Annotated in this window: 24 protein-coding genes; 14 read left to right on the top strand and 10 right to left on the bottom strand. The window is 45.5% G+C overall.

Going from position 1 to position 25,884, the window contains the following annotated elements; all coding sequences use genetic code 11:
- Positions 1–12: 12 nt before the first annotated feature.
- The 6 genes from LWP20_RS09180 to LWP20_RS09155 all read left to right on the top strand — a co-directional run bounded on the left by LWP20_RS09180 (position 13) and on the right by LWP20_RS09155 (position 5,266).
- Positions 13–555, top strand: coding sequence for a DUF502 domain-containing protein (locus tag LWP20_RS09180; protein WP_242927827.1), 543 nt, complete (start codon positions 13–15; stop codon positions 553–555).
- Positions 556–647: 92 nt separating this feature from the next.
- A complete protein-coding gene (locus LWP20_RS09175) occupies positions 648–1,457 on the top strand; it encodes an alpha/beta fold hydrolase (protein WP_242927826.1) in 810 nt (269 codons plus the stop codon).
- Positions 1,458–1,604: 147 nt separating this feature from the next.
- Positions 1,605–2,792, top strand: a complete 1,188-nt coding sequence (locus LWP20_RS09170; protein WP_242927825.1) for a PQQ-dependent sugar dehydrogenase — start codon at positions 1,605–1,607, stop codon at positions 2,790–2,792.
- 136 nt (positions 2,793–2,928) lie between these two features.
- On the top strand, positions 2,929–3,414 hold the full coding sequence (locus LWP20_RS09165; protein WP_242927824.1) for an ATP-dependent zinc protease family protein: 486 nt from the start codon (positions 2,929–2,931) through the stop codon (positions 3,412–3,414).
- A 6-nt stretch (positions 3,415–3,420) separates the two neighbouring features.
- Positions 3,421–4,323: a 30S ribosomal protein S6--L-glutamate ligase gene (gene rimK, locus LWP20_RS09160; RefSeq protein ID WP_242927823.1), complete on the top strand. Its 903-nt coding sequence runs from the start codon at positions 3,421–3,423 to the stop codon at positions 4,321–4,323.
- Between the two features lies 1 nt (position 4,324).
- On the top strand, positions 4,325–5,266 hold the full coding sequence (locus tag LWP20_RS09155) for a succinylglutamate desuccinylase/aspartoacylase family protein (protein ID WP_242927822.1): 942 nt from the start codon (positions 4,325–4,327) through the stop codon (positions 5,264–5,266).
- Positions 5,267–5,399: 133 nt separating this feature from the next.
- Here the strand turns inward: LWP20_RS09155 and LWP20_RS09150 are convergent, their stop codons facing one another.
- From LWP20_RS09150 to LWP20_RS09120, 7 genes are all read right to left on the bottom strand, one after another.
- Complete coding sequence (locus tag LWP20_RS09150) at positions 5,400–5,636, bottom strand: hypothetical protein (protein ID WP_242927821.1); 237 nt, start codon at positions 5,634–5,636, stop codon at positions 5,400–5,402.
- A 235-nt stretch (positions 5,637–5,871) separates the two neighbouring features.
- Positions 5,872–6,363: a hypothetical protein gene (locus LWP20_RS09145; protein WP_242927820.1), complete on the bottom strand. Its 492-nt coding sequence runs from the start codon at positions 6,361–6,363 to the stop codon at positions 5,872–5,874.
- A gap of 109 nt (positions 6,364–6,472) precedes the next feature.
- Positions 6,473–7,261, bottom strand: a complete 789-nt coding sequence (locus tag LWP20_RS09140) for an SAM-dependent methyltransferase (RefSeq protein ID WP_242927819.1) — start codon at positions 7,259–7,261, stop codon at positions 6,473–6,475.
- Between the two features lie 44 nt (positions 7,262–7,305).
- Positions 7,306–7,977 carry an oxidoreductase gene (locus tag LWP20_RS09135; protein WP_242927818.1) on the bottom strand — a complete coding sequence of 224 codons (672 nt, stop codon included), beginning with the start codon at positions 7,975–7,977 and terminating at the stop codon, positions 7,306–7,308.
- 13 nt (positions 7,978–7,990) lie between these two features.
- The gene (locus LWP20_RS09130) at positions 7,991–10,453 is read right to left on the bottom strand and encodes a DUF5916 domain-containing protein (protein ID WP_242927817.1); all 2,463 of its coding nucleotides are present in this window, start codon (positions 10,451–10,453) and stop codon (positions 7,991–7,993) included.
- A gap of 79 nt (positions 10,454–10,532) precedes the next feature.
- Positions 10,533–11,384, bottom strand: coding sequence for a CvfB family protein (locus tag LWP20_RS09125; RefSeq protein WP_242927816.1), 852 nt, complete (start codon positions 11,382–11,384; stop codon positions 10,533–10,535).
- A gap of 154 nt (positions 11,385–11,538) precedes the next feature.
- Positions 11,539–13,419, bottom strand: a complete 1,881-nt coding sequence (locus LWP20_RS09120; RefSeq protein ID WP_242927815.1) for a BamA/TamA family outer membrane protein — start codon at positions 13,417–13,419, stop codon at positions 11,539–11,541.
- A 242-nt stretch (positions 13,420–13,661) separates the two neighbouring features.
- On the opposite strand from LWP20_RS09120, the gene LWP20_RS09115 reads away from it, so the two are divergent.
- The 4 genes from LWP20_RS09115 to LWP20_RS09100 all read left to right on the top strand — a co-directional run bounded on the left by LWP20_RS09115 (position 13,662) and on the right by LWP20_RS09100 (position 16,509).
- Positions 13,662–14,927: a putative DNA modification/repair radical SAM protein gene (locus tag LWP20_RS09115; RefSeq protein ID WP_242927814.1), complete on the top strand. Its 1,266-nt coding sequence runs from the start codon at positions 13,662–13,664 to the stop codon at positions 14,925–14,927.
- Positions 14,928–14,944: 17 nt separating this feature from the next.
- Complete coding sequence (locus LWP20_RS09110; protein ID WP_242927813.1) at positions 14,945–15,154, top strand: hypothetical protein; 210 nt, start codon at positions 14,945–14,947, stop codon at positions 15,152–15,154.
- 14 nt (positions 15,155–15,168) lie between these two features.
- Positions 15,169–15,948 carry a TIGR03915 family putative DNA repair protein gene (locus LWP20_RS09105; protein WP_242927812.1) on the top strand — a complete coding sequence of 260 codons (780 nt, stop codon included), beginning with the start codon at positions 15,169–15,171 and terminating at the stop codon, positions 15,946–15,948.
- 192 nt (positions 15,949–16,140) lie between these two features.
- Positions 16,141–16,509 carry a hypothetical protein gene (locus LWP20_RS09100; RefSeq protein ID WP_242927811.1) on the top strand — a complete coding sequence of 123 codons (369 nt, stop codon included), beginning with the start codon at positions 16,141–16,143 and terminating at the stop codon, positions 16,507–16,509.
- A gap of 52 nt (positions 16,510–16,561) precedes the next feature.
- Here LWP20_RS09100 and LWP20_RS09095 read toward each other — a convergent pair whose 3' ends face one another.
- A complete protein-coding gene (locus tag LWP20_RS09095) occupies positions 16,562–17,269 on the bottom strand; it encodes a hypothetical protein (protein ID WP_242927810.1) in 708 nt (235 codons plus the stop codon).
- 234 nt (positions 17,270–17,503) lie between these two features.
- Between LWP20_RS09095 and LWP20_RS09090 the strand changes: the two genes are divergently transcribed.
- The 4 genes from LWP20_RS09090 (at position 17,504) to sigZ (ending at position 22,906) form a co-directional block, all read left to right on the top strand.
- Entirely contained in the window at positions 17,504–19,549 is a 2,046-nt protein-coding gene (locus LWP20_RS09090; RefSeq protein ID WP_242927809.1) for a DUF3858 domain-containing protein, read from the top strand.
- 129 nt (positions 19,550–19,678) lie between these two features.
- A complete protein-coding gene (locus tag LWP20_RS09085) occupies positions 19,679–21,583 on the top strand; it encodes a DUF3857 domain-containing protein (protein ID WP_242927808.1) in 1,905 nt (634 codons plus the stop codon).
- Between the two features lie 131 nt (positions 21,584–21,714).
- The gene (locus LWP20_RS09080; RefSeq protein WP_242927807.1) at positions 21,715–22,134 is read left to right on the top strand and encodes an ArsI/CadI family heavy metal resistance metalloenzyme; all 420 of its coding nucleotides are present in this window, start codon (positions 21,715–21,717) and stop codon (positions 22,132–22,134) included.
- Positions 22,135–22,306: 172 nt separating this feature from the next.
- Positions 22,307–22,906 carry an RNA polymerase sigma factor SigZ gene (gene sigZ / locus LWP20_RS09075; protein ID WP_242927806.1) on the top strand — a complete coding sequence of 200 codons (600 nt, stop codon included), beginning with the start codon at positions 22,307–22,309 and terminating at the stop codon, positions 22,904–22,906.
- 66 nt (positions 22,907–22,972) lie between these two features.
- Here the strand turns inward: sigZ and LWP20_RS09070 are convergent, their stop codons facing one another.
- Both LWP20_RS09070 and LWP20_RS09065 read right to left on the bottom strand, forming a co-directional pair.
- The gene (locus tag LWP20_RS09070) at positions 22,973–25,057 is read right to left on the bottom strand and encodes a ComEA family DNA-binding protein (protein ID WP_242927805.1); all 2,085 of its coding nucleotides are present in this window, start codon (positions 25,055–25,057) and stop codon (positions 22,973–22,975) included.
- Positions 25,054–25,884: a PorV/PorQ family protein gene (locus LWP20_RS09065; RefSeq protein WP_242927804.1), complete on the bottom strand. Its 831-nt coding sequence runs from the start codon at positions 25,882–25,884 to the stop codon at positions 25,054–25,056. Before LWP20_RS09065 ends, LWP20_RS09070 begins: the two co-directional genes overlap by 4 nt.

Here is a 25,884-nt window from a genome sequence, read left to right as displayed (position 1 = left end):
AACAAAATAAACATGAAACGTTTTTTACGCTACTTCCTCAACGGACTCCTTATTATTGCCCCGATTTCCATCACCATCTGGATTGTGGTGGCTATTATAGACTGGCTTGATACCATGTTCGATCTGGGGGTTCCTGGCCTGGGCATCCTGATGATGGTGGCATTACTAACACTGGTTGGTTTTATCAGCTCGTCGTTTTTGGTAAAGCCTTTTATTATACTCTCAGAGCGCATTCTGCATAAAGTGCCGCTTATCAGCATCATCTATTCAAGTATAAAAGACCTGTTCAATGCTTTTGTTGGTGATAATCAGAAATTCAATAAGCCGGTGATGGTAAAAATGTCGGAAGAATCTGACAACTATAAGCTGGGCTTTGTAACACAGGAGTCGTTGCAGAACATTAATATAGAAGATAAAGTGGCCGTATACTTTCCGCACTCTTATAACTTTTCAGGCGAGCTTTTTATAGTGCCAAAGGCAAACGTAACCTACCTCGATCTGCCAAGCAGCGAAGTGATGAAGTTTGTAGTATCCGGTGGTGTATCTAAACTATAGTACTTAAAGTATAAACTCATACTTTAATCAGGCAGATCTAAAATTGCTGCCTCATTCTATACTTACACGTAGTAACCCTTTAATCCGAGAGCTTGCCCCAGATCCTCTACAATAAGTCGCGGTTGTTTTACCGGGTTATAGGCCGGGGCAGCAGGCCTATGCTGGCTTTTCATGGATATGGGCAAAGCAGCGCTTATTACGAACCTATGGAGCAGGCGCTGGGCAACGATTATACCATTTACGCCTTCGATCTTTTCTTCCATGGCAACAGCGATCTGCATAAAAATTATCTGCCCCTGACCAAAGAATACCTGGCCGGAATGATCCTGCACTTCCTGGAAAAAGAGGGGATTGAAAATTTTGCCCTGATGGGCTTTAGCATGGGAGGCAAGTTTGCGCTTTCGCTGGTAGAACAAATGCCCGAACGCGTGCAGGAGCTATACCTGATTGCGCCCGACGGCATCAAAACAAGTTTCTGGTATAACATTGCCACATATCCGGGCTGGATGCAGCAGCTTTTTAAACGCACTGTACTTAAGCCCAACCTGTTTTTTAAGCTGCTTGATGCGCTGCACAAGTATAACATGGTGCACAAAAGCCTGATTCGTTTTGCCCGCTACCAGATGGACAGCACCGAGAAACGCCTGCGCGTATACCGCAGCTGGATCGGCTTCCGGGAACTGAGTTTCGACATACGGAAGATCGTGAAATTGCTGAACAAGTATAACGTACCGGTAACCATGTTCCTGGGCGAGTATGACCAGATCATCGAATCAAAAAGGGTGGGAGTATTTGTGAAATCGCTGGACCAGGGAGAGCTGATCATACTTAAAACCGGGCACTCGCACTTGTTGCAGGATGTGGCTGCTATGCTGCACCAGAAGCGCATTTCTGAAGTATAAGTTACGGTAGGTATAAATTGGCTTTGCAGAATTCAGTACTTCTGAATTTATTGTTCACCTACTTTGGCTTATGTAAAACCACCCGGTGCCTGCCATAGTATACGTACCTGAACCTGATAATCAGTTAAAGCCTTAACCTCCACAACCATGAAAAAACCAGTCAGTTTCCTTTGTTTCTTTGCCCTCTTAAGTATAAGCATCGGATGTACGTCTAATGATGAAAAGCAGCAGGATGTTAAAACAGAAAATCCGCCGGTAGCCAGCAGCGACAGCACCAATATACCAACCGGCCCGATCGATAAAGACCTGCAGCGTATAAAACTACCAGAGGGTTTCAGAATTGATTACTACGCCAAAAATGTGAAGAATGCCCGTTCTATGGCCATCAGCCCGTCGGGAATTGTGTTTGTGGGTACCCGCGAAGACAACAAAGTATATGCCGTAGTAGATGCAAACAAAGATGGCAAAGCCGATGAAACTGTTGAAATAGTATCGGGGCTTAACTCACCAAATGGCGTGGCCCTGAAAGACGGCGCCTTGTATGTGGCCGAAATCAACCGCATTCTCCGTTTCCCGGATATAGAGAACACCTATCGGAACAAGCCCAAGTATGAAGTTGTAACCGATAAATATCCAAGCGATGCCCACCATGGCTGGAAGTATATTGCCTTTGGTCCTGATGGAAAACTATACGTACCTGTAGGTGCACCCTGCAATATCTGCAAATCCGAAAAGCCAATTTATGCCTCTATCACAACTATAAACCCGGATGGCTCGGGGCAGGAGATTTATGCAGAAGGCGTTCGGAATACAGTTGGTTTTGACTGGCACCCGGTAACCAAAGAACTATGGTTTACCGATAATGGACGCGACATGCTCGGCGATAATATGCCGCCTGATGAACTCAACCGGGCTACTAAAAAAGGCCAGCATTTTGGTTACCCATACTGCCACGCAGGCACTATAGCAGACCCAGAATTTGGCAAGCAGCGCAGCTGCGATGAATTTGTAAAACCGGTGCAGACATTAAGCCCGCACGGAGCCTCGTTAGGTATGAAGTTTTACACAGGCAACATGTTTCCGGCGGAGTATAAAAACCAGGTGTTTATTGCAGAACACGGCTCATGGAACCGCTCCGAGAAAATTGGTTACCGCGTAGCACTTGTAACGCAGGATGCTGCCGGAAAAACCACCTATAAAGCTTTTGCCGAGGGCTGGCTGCAGGATGGTAAAGAGTGGGGCCGCCCGGTAGATGTTGCCATTATGAAAGATGGCTCCATGCTTGTTTCCGATGACAGCAACAATGCCATTTACCGCATTACATACAAAAAGTAATTGCGAGGTACGGATAACGAATTATCAGGAGTTATACTTCGGGGTATATTAAGTATAAGCTGATTTATACTTCCCAAGTATGTAATCCACCCTGATAATTCGTCATTCGTAATTCAAATTATTAACTTGGCCTCTGATGAAAGAGGATATCGAAAAGAAGCCCAAACCAGAGAAAAAACTCATAGGACGGCGCGAATTAGTAGCCTTCCCCGAGCTGGGTATAGACGAGATAGAAGCCAAAGTGGATACCGGCGCTTATACTTCGGCTATCCATTGCTCTGATATACACGAAGAGGTGCGCGCCGATGGTACCAAGGTAATTTGCCTGGACCTGCTGGACCCTTCGCACCCACAGTACAACCACAAAAAGCTGGAATTTACGGAGTATCACCTCCGCGATATAAAAAGCTCTTTTGGCGAAGTACAGCAACGCTACGTTATTACCACAAAAATCCAGGTATACGACGAGCTGATAGAGGCCGAATTTTCGTTATCAGACCGCAGCGATATGAAATATCCCGTACTGATTGGGCGCAAGCTTCTGCAAAAGCGGTTTATAGTTGACGTTTCCCGTAAAAACGTTGCCAGAAAGTATAAAATCAAACAAAATCAGAAAAAGTAACCCTTTATGAAAATAGCCATTCTCTCCCGCAACCCGCGGCTTTACTCTACACGCCGCTTGGTAGAGGCAGCCCAAGCGCGGGGGCACGAGGCCATTGTGCTCGACCATTTGCGTTGCGACCTTATTATTGAGCAAGGCGACCCGCACATACTTTACAAAGGTGAGCGCCTTACGGGTATAGATGCGGTTATACCACGTATCGGGGCTTCAGTTACTTTTTATGGTACAGCGGTAGTGCGCCAGTTCGAGATGATGAAAGTGAAAAGTGCTGTAGACTCCCAGGCTATCGTTCGTTCCCGCGATAAACTGCGCAGCCTCCAGATTCTTTCCCGAGCCGGATTAGGTATGCCTAAAACAGCTTTCACCAATTATTCCAAAGAAACCTCCGAACTGGTAAAAGAAGTGGGCGGCGCTCCGCTTGTAATTAAATTGCTGGAGGGTACACAAGGACTTGGCGTTGTGCTGGCAGAAACCAAAAAAGCTGCTGAATCGGTAATTGAGGCTTTCCATAACCTGAAGGCACGCATTATTGTGCAGGAATTTATAAAAGAGGCAGGAGGCGCTGATATTCGTGCGTTTATAGTTAACGGCGAAGTGGTAGGCGCCATGAAGCGGCAGGGCAAGGAGGGCGAATTCCGTTCTAACCTGCACCGTGGCGGTAAGGCAACCCTGATCAGGTTAACGCGCCAGGAAAAAGCTGCTGCCTTGCTGGCTGCAAAATCAATGGGTTTGGGTATAGCCGGTGTAGATATGCTGCAATCCAGGCGCGGGCCACTTATTCTGGAAGTTAACTCTTCGCCTGGCCTGGAAGGTATAGAAAAAGCCACCCAGAAAGACATAGCAGGCAAAATTATTGAGTACGTGGAGAATCTGGCTAAGAAAAAGCTGAAGAAAGGAGTTACCGAGTAGCATGCCAGAAACTATTGTGATTAACGGTAAGAGCATTGACCGAGGCGAAAAAGTGCTCACCAAGCTTGTTATTTCTAAACTGCCCAGCGGCACTGTCATAGAAATACCCATTTATGTTTTCCGTTCGGTGCACGATGGGCCTGTGGTATTGCTGATGGCAGGTATGCATGGCGACGAAGTGAACGGCATTGAGATTGTACGGCGCATGCTGAGCAAAAAAATGCTGTACCCGCTTAAAGGTACCATTATTGCAGTGCCTATACTTAATATCTATGGTTTCCTGAACTTCTCCAGGCAGGTACCGGACGGCAAAGATGTGAACCGCAGTTTTCCGGGTAACCGCGATGGCTCATTAGCCAGCCGCGTGGCGCATCGTTTTATGAAGGAAGTAATGCCTTACGTAGATTATGGCGTGGATTTTCATACGGGTGGCTCCAGCCGTACCAACTATCCGCAGATACGCTGTGTAATGAGTAATAAAAAGAACGAGGAGCTAGCCAAAGCATTTAGTGCGCCTTTTATACTTAATGCCGGCTACAGGCAGGGCTCGCTGCGCAAAGAGGCCGCCAAAATAGATAAATCCATACTTGTGTTTGAAACGGGTGAGTCGCTTCGGTTTGATGAACTGGGTATACGTGAAGGTATGGAAGGAACTATGCGCCTGCTGCATCACCTGGGCATGCTGGCCAGTGCGCCAGCGTCGCGCGAGGATACAAAAGTATGCATGAAAGATATCTGGCTAAGGGCTAAAAATGCCGGTTTGTTCCGGAGTACTATAAAGGTTGGGGATTACGTGAAAAAGAACCAGGTAGTAGGAAGTATAACCGACCCGTACGGCGAAATGGAAGTCAGGCTGAATGCCCCGGCTAACGGCTATGTGGTAGGCTTAAACAACATGCCGGTCGTGAACCAGGGCGATGCCATCCTGCATATTGCTTTTTAAAACATAACATTCAGTAAGTATACTTCTATTTTATACTTGCTGAAAGTTTAAATCATTATAGTACCACACAAAAACAGCGAGCTCCTTATATTTTCAAGGAGCTCGCTGTTTTTAATTTAAAGTATATCAGATTTTATACCCAGCTCTTACGCTCGCTAAAGTGGTTGCAGCCAAACTGGGCGCCTGTTATCATTTCAAACTGCTTAGGTTTCAGGTCGGCAGATGCTTCGTGCACTAGCGGAAGCACATAAGAAGGCTCCATTGCATGCTGTCCGGTTAGTTCATCGCATACCCCAAAGTCTTTGTTCTGGAGCTGTACTTTATTTGGGTCCTGCTCCCAATGATTGCAGTGATTGCATGTTGCTTCCATAGTATGTTTGTTTTAATTAAACGGATGTAAATAATCTACTTATACTTCAGGAGAGCAAGGCTGGTTTGTAGCGGGGTGCTTTTTGTTGAAATTTAGAATCAGACTAAACAGGGCATGAACTTAGTTGCCAGCACTAAACTTATAATTGTATAAAACAGAAATGCCCTGCTATACTTTAGCAGGGCATTTCTGTTTTATACTTGCCAGTCAGAGCCAGCATAGGTTATTTGTCAGCTTAGAATACGTAACGTACGTGTACCGCTGAGTCCCAGAAACCACCACCGCGCGGGATGTTCAGGTATGGTTTTATATCGGCGCCAATGGTAAACGGAATATCACGGATAAAATACTCAAGGCCAAGTACACCATCTATACCCACACCAACCACATGCTCATCGTGGTAGTGCTCGTGGTGCTTATCGTAGTAGTAATGGCCTTCATGGAAACCAACGTGGCCACCCAGACCATAATACCATTTTAAGCCTGATGTGTTAAAAGCAGGGGCATGTTTTTCATATAATACAGTAATGGTAGTACCTCTGTAGCGGAAATTTGTACCGATGATACCCTCAATAGCGGCATCGCTTTTAATAAAGTGTTTAATGGTTAATCCTGCAGCAGCACCAGCTCTGGCGCCAATACCGGTAGAATAATCCTGAGCCTGTGCTGCAACTGTAACAGTAAGCAAAAGAAGCAGTGCAAAAGAAATACGTAATAAAGTTTTCATTTTTTTATTAAGAGTTAAACATAGCAGAATCCGGTGCGTATAAGGCGCCGCGGAGGCTGCAAAATTACAAGTTCTAACGTGGTAAACGGTTTTTATTGTGTAAAGGTACTTAATTTTTAGGCTGTGTTTTATACGTTTGCAGGTAAGCAGACTTTTTAGTGCGCCTGCCAATAAGCTTGAAAAATGCTATAAAATGTTGCTCGTCAAGCTGTAAGGCTTTAGCAAAAGGGTCGGGTTCTTCCGCATTTTCATAATCCCGGATATACTCCTGCCGTACTAATTCTGTTTCGGGTAATTGTGCTGCAATCTCAATCTGTACCAGGCCGGTTTTTTCCCATAGTTTGCGCCACCAGGCTATAGTATGTATAAAATACCAGTAGTTCTGATAATCTTCTTGCAGGAAATCGGGCACCTGCTCCAGCGTTTCTATTTCCTCTTTAAAGCACACATCTACAATGGCAATGTGGCCGCCGGGCTTAATAAAACGGGCAATGAAGGGCAGGTATTTTTCGTCGGTGCCAAAGTAAGTATAAGAATCCACTACAATTACGGCATCAAAATACTCTTCGGCAAAAGGCAGTGAGCGGGCATCAATTTCCAGCGGAATAACTTTGTCCTGACAGCCTTCTTCCAGAATACGCTCATAGTTGGCGCTTGCCGAAATAGCTTCATCTACTGCCCACACGGTTACCCCAAACTCTTTTGCCAGAAAAATAGAACTGATGGCTTTGCCGCAACCAAGATCGAGTACGCGCATGCCCGGCTCCAGTTTCAGCGATTTGGTCAGGCTTTCTAAATTGAACAAAACATTTTCGCCCATAGAATGCTTGCGCACCCACTTGGGGTCGTATTGGGAGGCTTTCGGGAAAACGTGGTGTATACTTTGTGCTTTAGGCATTTTATTGTAAGCTGGATGCCCTGGCACTTACGCGAAGTATAAAATTATAGTTTACGGCCCATTTTCTGAATCTCGTCGGAAGGGTGGATGTGGTTGCCGGTTTGGTTCAGAGAAGCAGCATACAGCATGGCTTTGGCTACTGTTTCGGCCTGAACTGGTTTATACTTGCGTAAGGGGCCAACCATCAGGCCCTGCAAGGGCTTCATAATTTTTGCGGCAAACTCCTCGCCGGCCCGGTGCTCCTCTCGCTCGCCCAGTAACAGGGATGGCCTGAAAATGTGCACTGTTTCGAAACCAAGCTCCATTACATGCTCTTCCATCTTACCCTTAACCTGGTTATAAAAGATCATGGAGCCGGCATCAGCGCCCATGGCAGAAACAACCAGAAACTGAGATGCTTGCTTTTGTAGCGTTATTTCCGCCAGTTTGGTAACGTAAGTATGGTCAACTTTATAGAAGGCATCTTTAGAACCCGCTTTTTTTATAGTGGTACCCAGGCAGCAGTATACATCATCGGCTGCCAGCTCTGTAGCGTAGCGCTCCATGTTATCGAAATCGATCACGCGCTGGTCCAGTTTCGGGTGAATAACTGGCAGGTCGCGTCGGCCAATAGAAATAACCTGGCTATACCTTTCACTATTAAGAAGTAACTGCAGGCAATGACCGCCTACAAGGCCGCTGGCACCGGCAATTAGTGCGTTTCGGGTTCTGTGCATAAACGATTTTGGTTTATGCTGAAAGTACGCGTTTAATTGCTATATAGTCTATAAAGTATAATAATTTTACTGAAATATTGTTGCTTTGCGGGGCTTGTATGGTAGAAGAGAAATTATCAGGGTAACTACTACGGATGGTATTAGTTTTTTCCTGAATGGCATTCTTCCACATTAAGCGTAGCTCGCTGCCCGGAGCAAAGCGCCAGGAGTACGTAAGGTCTATATTAAACTGGTTAAAATTGATATCATCTGCCAGAGATTGTTCTGTAGCCAGCGGAGTGATGTGCCCATCATCCAGCAGCGAATAGTAAGCATTGTAAGCAACCCTAGACCAGTAGTGGCGCATGTTCAGCGAAAGGCCAGTATTCTCGTTAAAGATATAAGCCCCTGATACAGTAGTTGTAAGCGTTTTAATGTTACGGTCGCCTAATACGGTAGAGCTTCCGAAATAACCAATGTTGTGATCTTCAATCTTGAAATCGTTGCTGTTGATGAGCATCAATTTATCGTTCACGCGTAGGCGCGGGCTTAAAGTCCACCATACGCTGGTTTGGTTATACTTGCCTGAGTACCACAAACCTGTAGAGGCATCGAGGGCAACGCGCTTACGGTAATCAGAAGAAATACCAATGTTGGCATCTGCTGCGGGTGGTCGTAACACTACCTTCGGAAATGCGCGAGCCTCAAAATAGTCGCGGGCATCTTCCGGGCGGACACCCCAGTTAAACCAGGCACCCACAAAATTACGGAAGCGCACATTCGTGCCGCCTCCAAAGCTGTAGCTCGAAAACTGGCGCGGAGCATATAACATACTATGGTTAAAGCTCAGGCGGTTACCCCAGCTCAGGAACTTCCAGATAGGTTGGTAGAAGTTATAGTTTACCTGCGCCGAAGTGCTCATTTCGTTATTGTTCTGCAGGTAACCCAGGTCGTTTATTTCATAAGTATCCGACTCAACGTTGTGGCTTAAACTATAAAGGAAATTACCACTTACCTTGGCTATGGTAGCATCATACTTATGGCCCAAAGTAAGGGGCTCTAATTTGCCCTCGCTGTTGGTATACTTGTTAAAAAGCTGGCTAAGTACACCGCTTGCCCGCACAGCATAAGTATTGCTTTTATCCGCAAAGCGCACATTCACACCACTCACGTTGGCATCGTAAAAATTGCTGCCGCGGGTAACATTGGTATTAGTAAACGTTATGTAGGAGTTATTTTTTAATGTCTGGTCCAGCACAAACACGTTATAGTTTGTCATCGGGTCTGTGAGGATGTTGCGTTGGTTGCCTTCGGCATCTTCGGCTACGGCGTGGGTGTTTCGTGTAAGCGCATTAAACAAACCTATACCCAGGCCTTTCTTGGTTCTGCCCGATACTTTGGTTGCGTTTACCAGGCTGGTTACGGTTGGGTTTTCTGTTAGCTGTTCGCCTTCCTGTAGCTGTGCCGATGCAGCGCCATACTTTATAGGTGTGCCGCCAATGCGCCGCGGGTAAAACAGGCCTGCCTTATTAAACAGCTCCGTGCCTTCTATAAAAAACTGGCGGTTTTCGTTATACTTTACTTCAAACGGCGACAGGTTAAGGATCTGGTTATCAGATTGTGTCTGGCCGAAATCAGGAACCAAGGTCATGTCCAGGGTGAAGGCGTCGTTAATGCCATACTTTACATCCATGCCGCCGTTTATACTTCGGCTATAGTTGCTTTTGCCTTCGATGTTGCTTGGGTAATGGTTAACGCTGCCAGATACATAAGGTACAAACTGTAACCTAACCGGCGACTCTACACCTTGCACGCCAATTAATCGGCCCGACTGATTTACAAAGCCATCTACAGAATTGTTTACATGGTTCCAGTACGATTTTTCGCGGGTACGGCGCACGATACGCATAAAGTTAAGGCCCCAGGTCTGTACCTCTGTTTTCGGGAAACGGATGGCAGAATACGGTATCCGCATTTCTACGGTCCAGCCTTTATCGTGGAGTTGCACGCGGCTTGCCCATACGGCATCCCAGCTGCCATCCTGCCGCCCCTGCGATAGTTTAATGTCTGTTTGCACCCCGGCAGCCGAAACCAGAAATGAGAAGGCATTCTGCTTATCGTTGTAAGTATCAAAGTATACTCCAAACATATCGGAGTTATTCTCGCCTGAGTCGCGGTAGCCAAGCTGAGTAAGTACCGAGTCGGGGGCGGTATCGTAAAGTATGGCGCCAATGTATACAGCATCGTTATCATAAAGCGTGTATACTTCTGTTTTCTGAGCAGAGGGCTTGCCGTTAGCTGGGTCGAAGGTAATGAAATCTGTAGCCGGAGTTACCTGTTGCCATACTTCAGGCTCCAGTTTTCCGTCAATAACAGGTGCTACTGTGGTGCGGTGTGCGCTGGTGGTTTTCTGTATGCTGGCCGCTGTATTGCCCGGGCCGGCAATAGCGGTTAGCGAAGAAACTAAAAAGGCTAAAAGTAGAGGTGTGCGTAACATAATTGCTGCCGTTAAGGTGAGAAACCGGCGACTTTATGGTTAATGAAAGTATAAACTGCTGAAGTAAAGTGCCTGAAAGCTATTTGCTGCTATCGGTGTTTAGCCTGATGCTGTCTTCCTCTATCCTGATCTGGCCGGCTTTGTAAAGCGTGCCGATGGCTTTTTTAAACACTTTTTTACTCATGCTCAGGGCAAGGTAAATTTCTTCGGGGCTGCTGTTATCAGAAAGCGGCAGCCAGCCTTTGTTTTTCTGTAGTTGCGCCAGAATTTTATCAGAGGCGCTTTCTACCTCAACCTGCCCGGTTACGCCCGGCTTTCGCAGCGTTACATCTATTTTATTATCCGGGCGGATGTTCTTGATATAGCCGGTAAGTTTATCGCCGAGGCGTACATCCTGGAATACTTCGTTTTTGTAAAGTATGCCAATGTACTCGCTATCAATAATCACTTTAATACCAATCTCGGTAAAACCAATTACCAGTAGTTGTACTTCCTGATTTTCGGTAAGCTTAATGTCTTCGTTGTGCAGGTATTTGCCCAGTTTGGTAGTGGCTACAACGCGGTCGGTGGTTTCGTCTAAGTATAAATATACACAGTAGGTCTGGCCGGCGCGCATTTTCTCTTTCTGGTTTTGCAGTGGTACAAAAAGGTCTTTCTCCAGGCCCCAGTCCAGAAAAGCGCCAAAAGGAGCCACATCTTTGCAATAAAGGCAGGCAAACTCGCGCACAGTTGCGTAAGGCTTCAGGTTAGTAGCAATTACACGGTCTTCAGAATCGCGGTAAACAAACACGCGTATTTTATCACCTACCTTCGCACCTTCGGGTACATACTTGCTTGGAAGCAGGATGTCGCCATCTTCAGAAGTAAGGTAAACGCCAAAGTCTACTTCGCGTGCTATTTCCAGTTCGTTGTAATTGCCAAGATCTACCATGGTGTGCCGTATTTAATTTTGCTGTTGCCTGTCTTACAAATCTATAAAAAACGAGTGTGTGGTAAAAGTGTAAACAGCGAATAGTAAGGATTACCTATATTTTCTGTGTAAAGTATAAAAGCTGGAGGCTTTGTATGGCTTTTATACTTTATACTTACCTGAAACTAACCGTGCCGGGCTGGCGGAAGCGGAAATCGGCAAAGTCGTAGTAAGGGCGGGAGGATTCGTAGATCTTATAGTCGCGGTAGTTACCGGTGTCTGGTAGTTTGGGGTAGTAAGCAAACAATACCTGTATGGTGCTGAAAGACAGATACTCGTTACGAAACCGGAAGCCAATGCCATAACCTTGGAAAGGTTTTTCTTTAAAAGGAGAGCTGGTGTTGCCACTGGAAAGCCAGGCCACATCTGCAAAAGCCAATGCTGCCAGCCTGAAGCCCAGCAATGAAAGCGGGGTATAAAGGTTGGCTTCGTAGTTTAAGACCACACGCCGGCTCCCGCGCAGCATATCCGACCGAAAACCGCGCAAGCCGTTTTCGTTGTTAATATTTATAAGATCTTCCGGGTTGCGGTTAATGCCAAATGTGCCACGGCCAATAATAAACTGGCGAAGCTTCCAGTTGCCGTTCTCGTAAAGGCGGGTAAAGTATAAAGTTTCCAGATCTAGTACGCCTTGTTCCCAATTATCATCTCTGATGAAAGAACCATACGCAGCCCGGCCGTAAAAATAACCTTTGCCCGTGCTATACTTTGCAAATGAGGATTCTACACCAAAGTAACGCCGGCTGGCTACTACGCCTTTCTCATACCCTGCCGTAAACATAAATAATGTGCCTGCCGGAATATCTTCTGTTCTACCAAAACCATACAGGAACCTGTCTTTATAGTAACGGCGCAAACTGTAACCCACACTGCCCAACAGCACGGTATTGTCCTGGAAATTAGTCGTCGGTATTTTGGAATAATCGGTATCGGTAAGGCGCAGGCCTACTATAAGACGGCTGCGTGGCTCATAACCCAGGTTATAGGTTTTAAATTTAAAGGAGCGGCCAATCCACATATCGCGCTTCAGGTAGCCAAGCTGCTCATAATGCGCTATGGTATCTTGCGGGGTAGAGGGTATAAGTATAAGTTCTTCTATCGAGGCCATACCTACAGCGCCCGCATACTTTGTATTTGTAGAGAAGAAATCACGGCGCAGGTAAGCGCTTTTCTCTTTGTAGTAATTTTGGTCAACATAATTTATATCAGCCGAAACGTATGTTTTGCCAATGTTTTCCACGGTATAGTAGCCGGCCAGCTCCCATGGACGGGGCCGGTCCATGTTGAAGCGGTAAGTGGTGCGTACCTGGTGGCCCTGCCCCAGAAAGTTAAGGTCGCGCAGCGAAATGCGGCCTGAGCCCGAAGATGGGGAGTAAGAACCCGAACCACCTATACTGAAAACGTCTTTCGTAACTACAAAAACATCCACACTGTCGTTGGTAGATGTCAGTTCGTTTACCACAATGCGGGCATCCAGCAAGTATTCGGTCTGGCGCAGCAAACGCTCAGATTCTACGAGCGCCAGCGGCTCAAGCGGCTCGTTTTTCTTAAACAGTAACTTGTTCCGGATTAGCCCGCGCCCTGTTTTTATATGTACCGAGTTCGCAGCTTTTTCCAGCGCATTGCGGGGTACGCGCGAGGTGTCATTTATAGAGTAGCCAAAAGCATCCAGCGTCCGGATATCAATGCGGCGAACTATTTTATAGTTGTGTTTTTCATACTCCTGCTCAATCAGCTCTGCATCAAGCCCTGTAACTTCTTCCTCCACCCGGTCAAATACAAGTATAGATTTCAGCAGCTTGCCCATTATGGTTTTGCGCTCCGACATCTGGCGCAGATTTTTCATGATGCGCTCATCAAATTTCTGGTAAGTAGTATCGGTGCGGGTAGTGTCTGTTTTAGGTTTAACCTGTGCCTGGCAAACAACGCAAAGCAATAACAGGCCAAGCAGGCAAGGCAGCATTTTAATGCGAAAAAGCAGGTGCAGAAGAGGCATGATTTTACCGGATACTGATTCGGCTTGGTTTGAACCTCCTAATATAACGGTTTCTGTTTTTAAATGATAAGAAGCAGCTTTTGGCCTTGAATGAACACACGATTTTAATAAAACTGAATGCTAATAAAATTAGTTTTACACAGCATGTTGATAAGATTGTGTAAAAGTAAATGCTAAATATAGTGGCTTTTGTTAGTAAGGTTAGTTAATTTTAAAACGTTTAACAGCAAGTATAAGGATAGATGAACGAGAGGATAACAGAAAAACTAACAATATTAGCAGATGCTGCCAAGTATGATGTTTCCTGCTCATCAAGCGGAGGAAAACGCAAAAATGAAAATAAAGGACTGGGCAATGCCGAAGGTATGGGTATTTGCCATAGTTATACCGAAGATGGCCGTTGCGTATCGTTGCTGAAAATACTGCTTACCAATTTTTGCATTTACGATTGTGCCTACTGCATTACCCGCAAAAGCAATGATATAAAAAGGGCAGCTTTTACGGTGCAGGAAGTGGTGGATCTGACTATAAACTTTTACCGCCGCAACTATATAGAAGGGCTGTTTCTGAGCTCCGGCATTTTTAAGGATGCCGATTATACCATGGAGCGCCTGGTAAGGGTAGCCAAAAAGCTGCGCCAAGAGCATAAGTTTAACGGTTACATTCATCTTAAAACCATACCGGGTGCCAGCGAAGAACTGATAAAGGAAGCCGGCCTGTATGCCGACCGCCTGAGTGTGAACATAGAGTTGCCATCAGAACAGAGCCTGCAGCAGCTTGCCCCCGAAAAGAACTATAGCGAAATACTGGTGCCGATGGGCAATATCAAAGAACAGTTGGTGCAGGCAAAGGAAGAACGTAAGATTTTTAAATCGGCTCCAATATTTGCACCTGCCGGCCAGAGCACACAGCTTATTGTAGGCGCTTCTGCCGAGAATGATCAACAGATTTTACAGCTATCTGATAACCTTTACAAAAGCTATAGCCTGAAGCGCGTGTACTACTCCGGTTACGTGCCCGTAAGTTCAGATAACCGCTTACCCATACTTACAGAGCCACCCATTATTAGAGAAAACCGCATTTACCAGGCCGATTGGCTGATGCGTTTTTATGGGTTTGATGTGAAAGAAATTGTTGATGATCAGCACCCGAACCTGGACCTGGAGATTGATCCTAAACTATCGTGGGCATTGCGAAACCGCCATGGTTTTCCAGTGGAGATGAACACAGCCGATTACGAAATGATTTTGCGAGTGCCAGGAATAGGAGTGAAGTCGGCTAAGAAGATTGTATCAGCACGCAGATTCGCCCCACTAAACTTTGAACATCTGCGCCAGATGGGTGTGGTGTTAAAGCGGGCTAAATATTTTATAACCTGCCAGGCCAAAAGCCTGCAACGCCAGGACTTTGAATCGCAGCTGATACGTCAGAAAATTTTATTTGGCGACCGCTCTGTCAGGAGCGCATTGCTAACGCAGCAGTTAGACCTGTTCAGGCAGGTTGGCTAAATCTTAAAGTATACATTATGGCCTCTACAAAAAAGAATGCCTCAACTATAAAATCAACTCAAGCGCCCGTTAAAACTATCAAGAAAGTAATCATGAGAAAGAATCAGAAAGTTGCCCATGTATCTATCCATTGCAAACTGAACATGCTGGTGCCCCAGTTAAAAAGCCTTTCGACAAGAATGCAGGCAGAGCAAAAGCACGACAAAGCGAAGAACGGCAACGCTTAGCAAAGTATAAAAGCATGCACCACTATACCTACGACGGCACTTTTGAAGGATTGCTAAGCGTGGTTTTTGAAGCTTACGAGCGCAAAGCCTGGCCTACCTCCATTGTGCAGGAAAGTATAGCGCAGCCTGTTATGTTTGGTGAAAATGTAGCAGTAGTTACAGATGATTTAAAAGCGGCCAGGGTATGGCAGGGCTTGCAAAAAAAGCTTTCGGTAAGTGCCCTACAGGCTTTATACCATACTTACCTTTGGGAGCAACCGGGCTTCGAAATGCTGATCTTTGATTACGCTCGTCTTACATTTAGCAGCAATGACAGTATAGAGGGTAATTATACAGCGGCTTCTGTATTGCAAATACAGCAAATTGCCAAGCAAGTGCACCGCGAGAAACACAGGATGGAGGCTTTTGTACGTTTCGAGAAAACAGCCGATGACTTATTCTACGCAACCATCTCGCCGGATTTTAATGTATTGCCCCTTATCATACAGCATTTCGAAAAGCGCTACGCCGACCAGCGCTGGGCCATATACGATATAAAGCGCAGCTATGGTGCTTATTATGATCTTGCCTCAACCTCTCTAATGCATCTGTCTGCTGCGCAGGCTGGCAGGCAAAAGGGAAAACTGCCTGAGTCGGCACGGCATTATGAAGAAGATTTGTATCAGCAACTGTGGCAGGTATACTTTAAGCACGTGAATATACCAGAACGCAAAAACCCAAAACTGCACCTGCGACACATGCCCAAACGGTACTGGAAATACTTATCTGAAAAGAAAGTACATCCTTTGTTATAAAAATTACGTACTACATATATTAAACAGCCTGATCTAAAACGACTTACTGAAAAATTGCACTGTGTTGCAACTTTTTACTGCCTAAATAAGTATATAAACATATATATGATTTTGGTTGTAATGCAGCAGTTAGTAAGCTATGGCCATTAAGGCAATGTTTAAGCAGCTGTTTCTCCTAAAGCTTTTTGCACTATGAATGTCCGCATCCGAAAAAAACTGATTCAAGTGGCCCGGGGCAGAGCACACCTGATGACCTTCCAGAACCTGATCTATGAAGCCGACCTGGGCTTAAACCTGGATAACCCGCATGAGAAATTACAATTGGCAGAGGTTATTTCCGAGATATCTGAGCAAGAGCATGCTGCCGGCCGGCCATTATTAAGCGCCCTTGTGCGCACAAAAGGAAACAACAATCAAGGCGATAGCTTTTTCAGACTATGTGAGCGCCTTGGCTATGGCGACTGGAAAGAGCTGAAGAGAAAACCAGAATTTATAGAAGAGCAACGTGAATCATGCCGCCAATTTTGGCAAAACAGTAATAATTTTTCATCCTTCCTATAGTATAAAGTAAAGAGGCAGGTCCGCACGCACTCCCTGGGCCTGTCTCTTTACGCTAATCCTTTAGTTTCATATTTACGAAACGCCCTTCGGTAACCATATTGCCATTTGCAAAAACCTGGTACACCATCGGGAAGTTGATTTTCCTGTTTATCGGTTTATACTCCAGTTCATCGGCATAATAAGGGTAGTTTAAGGCGTTGCCCGGTTGCGCTTTTGAAGAAGTTAGAACTTGCCCGTTATCTTTCGCCACAAAAAGATCCAGGGTATGTTCAGGGTTTTCAGGGCTGGTTACACGCACCACGTCCGCATCGCGCCCTTTATAACTCGACTCCATAACATGCTCAAAACGAAGTTTCTTGTTTTGCAGCATCAATAAGAAGTTGTTAAAGAATATTGCCTCCAACTCTTGTTTGTCTTTATCAGGCAATTGCTGCTTCTGGCCATTCTGTATAAGCCATGCCCCGTCGGGCCCAATCTTTTTAATTATAGTTTCATTATTGCTATTGGTAGTGGCGGTGGCAGAGTGCTGTTTCAGGTCAAGTTTATAATCTGTGCGGGTAGTAATAACGGTATCTTCCCGATAACTGGTTTTTAAAATAGAGTATTGCAGGTACTTGATCTTATCTATAGCACGCTGTCCGCCAAAAGCATCAACCATTCTTTCTCTTATACGTGCTCCTGAAGTTTGTGCACTGTTTGGGGCGGCTTGTAACATAAGGCACCATGGTAGTATAAAGTATAGTAGCAGGAGCTTTTTCATAGTAGGTAGTTAAAGTGGGTTAAAAATAAGAATTTAAGTTAATCCGGAATAAATTGAATAAAGTTATGTTACCAAGATTTTGAAATATAGCAGATTTGTAGTTTTTTTATGAAAATTCTACTTAAGCCGCTATATCCAATTTACGTCTGGTTGGCCTTGCTGTTAAGATATTCTGCCAGCTGGTTCTTTTTACAGACAAAAGCCTTTTTTCTACTTTTAGCCAAAAACATGCTTATGAAATCAAGTACTTCTACTTTTTATTGTTTACTCTTTTTTATACTTAGCGGCATCAGTACAAATGTGCTGGCACAGGTTCCAAAATTCGGCAAAATAGAAGATGCCGAGCTCACCATGAAAGTATATGATAAAGACACCACAGCAGCTGCTGTTATACTTTCAGACTACGGCAATACGCATTTTATTTACTCAAGCAGCACCGGATTTCAGCTAGTGTTCGAACGGCAAACACGTGTTAAAATTCTTAAGAAATCCGGCTATGAGTGGGCCGATATAGAAGTGCCTTATTACCAGCAGAACTCCAGAAAAGAAAAGGTAGCTAATATTAAAGGCTATACCTATAACTTGGTTGATGGTAAACAAGTGAAAGAAAAGCTTGAAACTAAAGCCGTTTTTGATGAGCAAATGAACGAAAACTGGTCGCAGAAAAAGTTTACGATGCCTAACGTAAAAGAAGGTTCTGTGATAGAGTATTCTTACATTATTTATTCTGATTTCCTGTACAATATGCGCGAGTGGGAATTCCAGACTACCATACCAGTAGCCTGGAGCGAATACCATGCCCGCATACCGGAGTATTTTAACTATAAACTTTTGCAACAGGGCTACCTGCCATTTCATACTTCCGAAAAGCAAGCATCCCAGGATAAGTTTAATGTAAGCTACAGCGGTGAAACTACTGGCGCAGGGTTTAATATGACACGACAGCCAGGCGGCACTAACCAGGTAGATACACGCAGCGATGCCTACATCTGGATTATGAAGGATGTACCTGCCCTGCGCGAGGAAAAATACATTACAACACTTAGCGATTACCAGGCAAAACTGGAATTTGAACTACAACTGGTTAAATACCCCGGCCAAGCACCCAAGGTTATGACCGGTAACTGGGAAGATGTAACACGTGACCTGTTGCAATCTGAAAAATTTGGTACCCAGCTGAACAGGAATAGCTTCTTTAAAAATGAAGTAGCCGCTATTGTAGCAAAGTATAAAACGCCTGAGGAGCAGATGGCCGCCATACATGGGCTGGTTAAAAAGACGGTGAAGTGGGATGGTAAAAACAGTATTTACGCTATAACCCCGATCCGGAAAGTATACGATTCCAAAACCGGCAACGCAGCCGAAATCAACCTGCTTATGACTTCTATGTTGCTGGAGGCAGGCCTTGATGCCGCACCTGTTCTGGTAAGTACACGTAGCCACGGCCGCGTGCACAAGGGCTCACCTATGCTTTCAAAGTTTAACTATGTGATTTCGCATGTGCGTATAGGTGAAAATGAATACCTGCTTGATGCTACAGATCCTCTGTTGCCAGCAGGTTCTATTCCGGTACGCTGCCTGAACGGCGAGGGCCGCCTGATCAAGAAAAACGATCAGCGTTGGGTTGCCTTAACAAGTACATCTCCCTTCAGGAAAGTATTCAGCAGCAACATGACCATCAATAGCAACGGCGATATGACTGGCAGCGGCATGGAATCAGCGGGCGGTTACGAGGCACTTAGCTTGCGCCGAAGAATCCTGGAAGAAGGAGAAGATAAATATGCCGAAAAACTGGCCAAGGAAGTAGGCGATTTTAAAGTAGGTAAGCCAGCCATCCAGAACCTGCACGAAATTGATGCACCCCTGAACATTACATACGATATTACGGCAACCGGCAACGGCCAGCAGAATTCGGTTTTATACTTAAACCCTATGCTGGGCCGCGGCGAAAAAGAAAATCCGTTTAAACTGGAAGAGCGCGTTTATCCGGTAGATTTCGGAGCACCTATAGATGAGACCTATGTAGGTAGATTTATTGTGCCTGATGGGTATGAAATGGAAGAAGCGCCTAAAAGCGTAGTTATGGCACTGCCGGAAAATGGAGGACGCTTCACGTATATGGTGCAGAAAGATGGCAATACAATACAGGTAATGAGCAAAATAAGCATTAACAAGCCGATGTTTTATGCTCCTGAATATGCTGACCTGAAGGAGTTTTACAACCAGATAGTTGCCAAGCACGCGGAGCAGATCGTGCTGAAAAAGATAGCTGGCAAATAATAGCGAAGTATAAATCGGCTACACTTTATCTAAAATAATAAGGCACCTTATAACTCAGCTTCTGAACTATAAGGTGCTTTTATACTTCAGGTTAACACATCTTATACTTTAAACCGATACAAAGATCCCATGCGGTATTTTTATACATTCCTATACTTCCTGATCGGGTTTTCAGCATTGCCTGCCAGAGCCGAAAAGCATAGTGCCATACCGGAAGATTTTACCAAAGGTGCCCATATTATTATTAACTCCGAAGAGACAGTATTTACTGTAAACTCTATAGGCAGCGGCACAACCAAGGTAAAAACCTCCATAACTATACTTAACGATAACGGCATGCACCGCGCCAAACTGTATGTGCCTTATGATAAGCTGAGCAAGGTAGATTACATAAAGGCTACTTCTTTCGATAAAAGCGGTAAGAAAATAAAGAGTTTGAAAAGCAGTGATATAGTAGATGTAAGTGCTGTATCCAACATCTCATTGTTTGAAGATAACCGGGTAAAAATAGCGAACATGACCTACTCTATTTATCCTTACACGGTAGAGTTTGAGTACCAGACCACTTCCCGCAACATGATGCTTTACCCTTTATGGCGCCCTTTGGATGAAGACAAGCTGGCTGTGGAAAAAGCTTATTTCCAGGTGCTTATGCCGATTGGAATGCCTTTGCGTTACCGCGAAACAAACTTGCCTGTTAAAGCGACCAAAGCAGTAACTCCAACGCATGAAGTATATACCTGGCAGGTAGAAAAACTGGCCCCGATAGATATGGAACCGTATGGGCCATCGTTTGCCGAGTTGGTGCCGGAAGTTCGTACAGCGCCGGTTACGTTTGAGGTGGAAGGGTACCAGGGAAATATGGAAAGCTGGAAAAGCTACGGGCAGTGGATAAACAAACTCAACAGCGGCCGCGATGTGCTACCGGAAGCGACCAAACAGAAACTGCAGGCCATGGTAGCTAACGCTAAAACCCCGGAAGAGAAGATCAGCAAAATATATGATTTCCTGCAGGCAAACACGCGCTATGTTTCCATTCAGTTAGGTATTGGTGGCTGGCAGCCCTTCGAGGCATCTTTTGTAGACAGCAAAGGCTACGGCGATTGCAAAGCGCTTACCAACTATACTCAGGCAATGCTGAAGGCGGTAGGTGTGAATTCTTACCAGGCTTTGATCAGGGCCGGCGATGATGTAACCGATATTGCCATTGATTTTCCGAGCAGTCAGTTTAACCATGTAATATTGAGCGTGCCTACTGCTAAAGATACCATTTGGCTGGAGTGTACGAGCCAGAATGCCGCCGCCGGTTATGCTGGTAGTTTTACCGGAAGCCGCCATGCCTTGCTGATTACCCCGGAGGGAGGCAAACTGGTAAAAACACCTGCTTATAACGCAAATGATAATGTTCAGAAAAGAACTGCTTTGGTGAAGCTGGACGAAGCCGGTAATGCTACTGCCAATGTAACAACAGTTTATACCGGTCTTCAGCAGGAAAGCCGCGATCAGGCTATACATAACCTGAAACCGGAAGAGCAGCGCAAATGGCTGTATCAGCAGGTGAAGGTGCCTTTGTTCGATATAAACAATTTTACACTTACACAGGAGAAAAAAAGTGTGCCTCTGGTAACCGAAAAGCTGGAACTGAGCGTGCGTAAATGTGCCACCATCAGCGGAAAGCGCATGTTTCTGAGTCCGAACCTGATGAACAAATGGACCTATACGCCCCACCCGATTGCAAACCGCAAAACCGAGGTAGTGCGCGAAATGGCTTTTGTGGATGAGGATGTGGTAGAGTTTGAACTGCCTGCTGGTTACACACTCGAATATCAGCCACAGGAAATGAGCTATACCTCTGAGTTTGGCAAGTATAAAGCTACAGTTAAAGTAGATGGCCAGAAAGTAAAATACATTCGCACCATAGAAATGGGCTCCGGGCGCTATACCCCGGCCTCCTATACAAAGCTGCTTGAGTTTTATAACAACATCATTAAAGCCGATAACCAGCAGGTGGTTTTTGTAAAGAATGTACCATAAGCAGGCTTAACTTTAGTTAAGATGAAATTTTTTGCAGCCTCACGAAATATTTTTTCGTGGGGCTGCGTCTTTTTAAAAGTGGCCGCGTCTTCAGGTTGTAAGTAATCAGAAACAATTAAAAAGCCATAGCCATGAAAAGATTTCACGTAAACGTAAGAGTAAAGAACCTGGAAGAATCCGTAGCTTTTTATACCGCGCTATTCGCCGCCAAACCTACTGTACTGAAAGAAGATTATGCCAAATGGATGCTGGAAGATCCGCGTATCAATTTCGCGCTTTCGCTGCACCCTGAGAATGCCGGCATTGAGCACCTGGGGATTCAGGTAGAAAGCGAGGAAGAATTGCAGGGCGTTTATGCGCAGATGAAAAACGCAAAAGGCGCCATCCGGGAAGAAGGAAAATGCACCTGTTGCTACGCCAAATCTGAGAAGTCGTGGATTACAGACCCGCAGGGAGTGGATTGGGAAACCTTTTATACTTTCGGGGAAGCCACTGTGTATGGCGAAGGTGCCAATGCGCGAAAACCAAAAGAAGAAACTGCTGCCATTTAGTACAAAATAAAACACATTTTTCTGCAGCCACAGGTATAAATTTATACTTGTGGCTGCAGTTTTTGCTTTAAAATTATGTTAACTTAACTATTGAACTAAAGAGCTCCGAAATCTCTGGTTGTTAGAAAAAATTTATACTTCGAGCTCAATACAATTTATACTTTGATAGCTGATGGCTGCTGATGAAATTATAAAATCGCCTGATGGTAACGCTGCTTGTGCCTGTGTGGCCCCGGTTTTTCTGGAGTATGAGGCGCAACTAAAGGGTTTTGTCTTAAAGCGTGTAAAGGATAAAGATGAGGCTAATGACATTCTGCAACAACTTTACCTGAAACTTTACAAAAATTGCGAACAGCTGCAGCAGGTGCAGAACATGAGCGCATGGCTTTACCAAATAACACGTAATGCTGTAAATGATTATTTCAGAAGCCAGGGCAGAAGCATAAGTATAGAAGAAGAAAGCGAGTTAGCCGACCTGAAACAGGAACCCAATCAGCAGGATGTGGAAATGCTGGTGCTGCCACTGCTACAACTGCTACCGCCATCCTATGCCGAGCCGTTGCGACTGAGCGAGATAGAAGGCATAAGCCAGAAAGAAGTAGCAGAGCGCTTGGGTATTTCTTACTCAGGAGCCAAGTCAAGAGTACAGCGCGGACGCCAGCTATTAAAGCAAAAATTTATGGAGTGCTGCCACCTGGAAATGGGCCGCAACGGAGAACTTTTAAGCGCCCACGTAAGGTCCGATTGCACGCCACTGCAAGGCAAAGTATAGATTGATTTACTGTTTCTCATTCTGATCGTCCGAAGCACTTGTAAGCATAAGAGATCACTTCCTACGCTAAAATTGATACCTTACCTGTGCCTTTAAATCTGATCTTCTGGGGCCTTCTATGGTTTCCAGCCCGGACCCAATCGTATCCTGGTTCCGGAAATGTGTGAGGCCATACTTGACCCAGACATCAACCCGGCGCAGTGGTTTAAACTGTAACAAAGTATAGAACCGCGTTCCTTTTCCGCTAAGTGCCGGCACTGAAAAAGCATATAATACATCCCGCTCATACACATATTGCCGGTTCTCATAATCATCGGTATCAAATAAAGCATAGCGCGTGCTTACCTGAAAATAGCCGAAATTCAGGTTAATGTCCTGTGCAATAAGGTAACCTGTACTTTGAGGCGATTCGTGCTTATAACTGCTAAACTGTACACGGGATTTCAGGCTAAGCGTTTTGGTAGGTGCGGTATCAAAGTATAAAAGATAATTGCGGCGTTCTGCCTGGCCAACTATATCCATGGCCGAGTTATTTCCGGGGAGGTTACGGCCTTTTCGCTCGGTACGAAGCTGGGCGTAAAGCGAGCTTTGCCGGTTTGGTTTAAAGTATAACCTGACCAGGTATTCGTCGCCGTAGGAGGGAGCATCAACCTGGTAGCGCAGCCACGGAAACCGGAACCTGTCATAGTAAGCGGTGAGCTCCCATTTGGCAAAAGGCTTCAGCTTAATGCCCGTGTACCAACCCGATTCATTTATATTGCGTGTACCTTCCGAAAAAGCGCCTCCATAAAATGTATGAAAATTGCGGCTGTAGTTGCGGTAAACCATGGCCAGTTCCAACTTATTCGATAGGTTGGCAATCAGCCCGTTTATACTTCCTACGCCGCCACTTTTGCTAAGCGCGGTTTCGCCAAACAGGTAGAAGTTTTGCCAGGTATAGCTATAGTTAGTGCCCAGGTTATAGTTGCGCTGGCCCTCAAATTCGAACTGCTGGTAAGCTTCCTCTGCCTTTTTAATAGGAGAATTATAGTGTGTGCCAAGGGCGGTTATACCTGCCGTAAAGCTTTTGTTTCTTGATTGATAATTGGCATTAGCCCCGAAAATCTGCTCCTGCACGGCATCTTTGTTGGCGAGTTCAGTGGGTGTGCGGTGGAAGCCTGATGTTTGGTAACCCTTGAAAAAATCAGAAGCCTCCTGCAGTGTGTCTGTTTGTATGTTAGCGTCTACTTTTTTGGTTGAGTAAAAACCCGTTAAATCTATACTTCCTACCCTGTAAGTTGCAGCTGCGCCCCTGAAAAACGCATACTCCAGTACCGAGCTGTAAGGCCTGATGCCCAGGTTGGCCCTGCTGACAGTAGTAATGGTTTCGCTGCCTTTGCCTATGCTATACCCTGATGAAAGTAGCAAACCCTGTCCTATCTGTAGTTGGTAATCGCCAATGGCTATGGTTTTAAACCGGCCTTTCTTGTAAAGCTGGAAATGCGCTGAGTAAAAGTCAAATCCATAGCGTTGCGTTGAGGGGCTCCAGGTAAACGCTTCTCCGGCATCTTTTTCTGTGGTTATGCCAAAACTATAATCCTGTGTGTGGCTGCTCCGGAAACGCATGTATAGTTTGTCCGGGGAGCCAAGATAGCGTGTATTGGACCGGCTGCCGGTGTCAACAGGGGCGTAGCCGCGGCGCTGTTGCAAGGTACGTTCGTGCCTGAGTATAAATGCATTGTTGTCTTCGCCGATCATACGTTGCCACAGCGGCCGTTGGTCGGCTTGCAGGCCGGCATCGGGTACCTGCACAAAATGCACTAGTTTATAGATCGTGATCAGGTCAAAGCCGGGAATAGCCTGCAGTTCGTAAATGCTGAGCAGTTTGCCGTTTTGCTGGATGTGGTTGAAAAATGAGGCGATCTGCGGCCGCGAAAGTATAAACAGCGATGCGAGTTCTTCGGGTGTGGTATTGTTCAGGTTGATGGGTTGCTGGTAGTATTGGAAAAGGGTTTCGTAGAAATCTTCGTAAGGTATGTTGTCGTCTTCCTGCTGTGCAAAAAGCTCCTGCACAAACAAGTCAAAATCTATCTGCTGGCGTGGGTAATCCTGTGCCGCTGCTGGCAGGCAAGTATAAAGTATAAAAAAGCTTGTCGTCAGCCACTTTATCATCTTTCCGGGGTTCTGAAAGTATAAACCAATGAAAGATGGTGGCTATTGCCTGGCAAGGTGGCAGAGCTGAAAGCATAATCTATTTGTAGTTGTCTTGCCGTGAAGCCGGTACCAAATGTAAGCTGGTTTGTTTGTGTACTGAAACCGCTGCGCAACGGCAGCTTTTCTAATAGCATATATTCAAGCCCTGCTTTAAAATCAGCATCAAACTCAATTTGCTTTTCAGTTTCGGCAGCAAGTAATAGCTTTTTGTAAGGCCGGTATGCTAATCCGGCTTTCAGAATGGTAGGTAAACGCTCATCTTCAAAAGAACTTAGTTTTGCCTGGTTCAGGTTAAAAGCATGCACGCCAAAGTATAAATCCGGAATGATTTCGGCCTGGCCACCGATAGATAATGTTACTGCTTTCCGGCTGCCGTAACCCTGCACGGCTACCTGCCATACATCTGCTTTCGCACCTAAACTAAATTGCCCTAGCTTATGTGCTGCGCCAAAGCCGATATGTTGCTGACTATACAGGTCATCGCCGAAGCTACTTATACTTATGCCATAGTTGCCATACCTTGTGGTGGGGTAAACCGAATGAAGCGCTACTGTATTAAATGCCCTGATACCGAATTGGTTGCTGGTTTGAACGCCAACCTGTGGTTTTGTTAATGAAGCTATACCTGCTACGTTGTTCTGCAAGGCCCAAAGCCCTGGATGTGTAACAGAAGCATTGGCTAAACCGGCTGCGCGGGCGCCAAAAGGCATGCCTGCTTGGGCGCGTGCCACCCACGGAACAAACAGAAAAGAGAAGTATAAAATTGTACGTAAAAGTAGCTTCAC

It is taken from the genome of Pontibacter vulgaris (assembly GCF_022758145.1).
In the GTDB taxonomy this organism is placed as follows: domain Bacteria; phylum Bacteroidota; class Bacteroidia; order Cytophagales; family Hymenobacteraceae; genus Pontibacter; species Pontibacter vulgaris.
The sequence above is the reverse complement of the archived record's forward strand: the minus strand, read 5'-3'. Positions and strand labels throughout refer to the sequence as shown.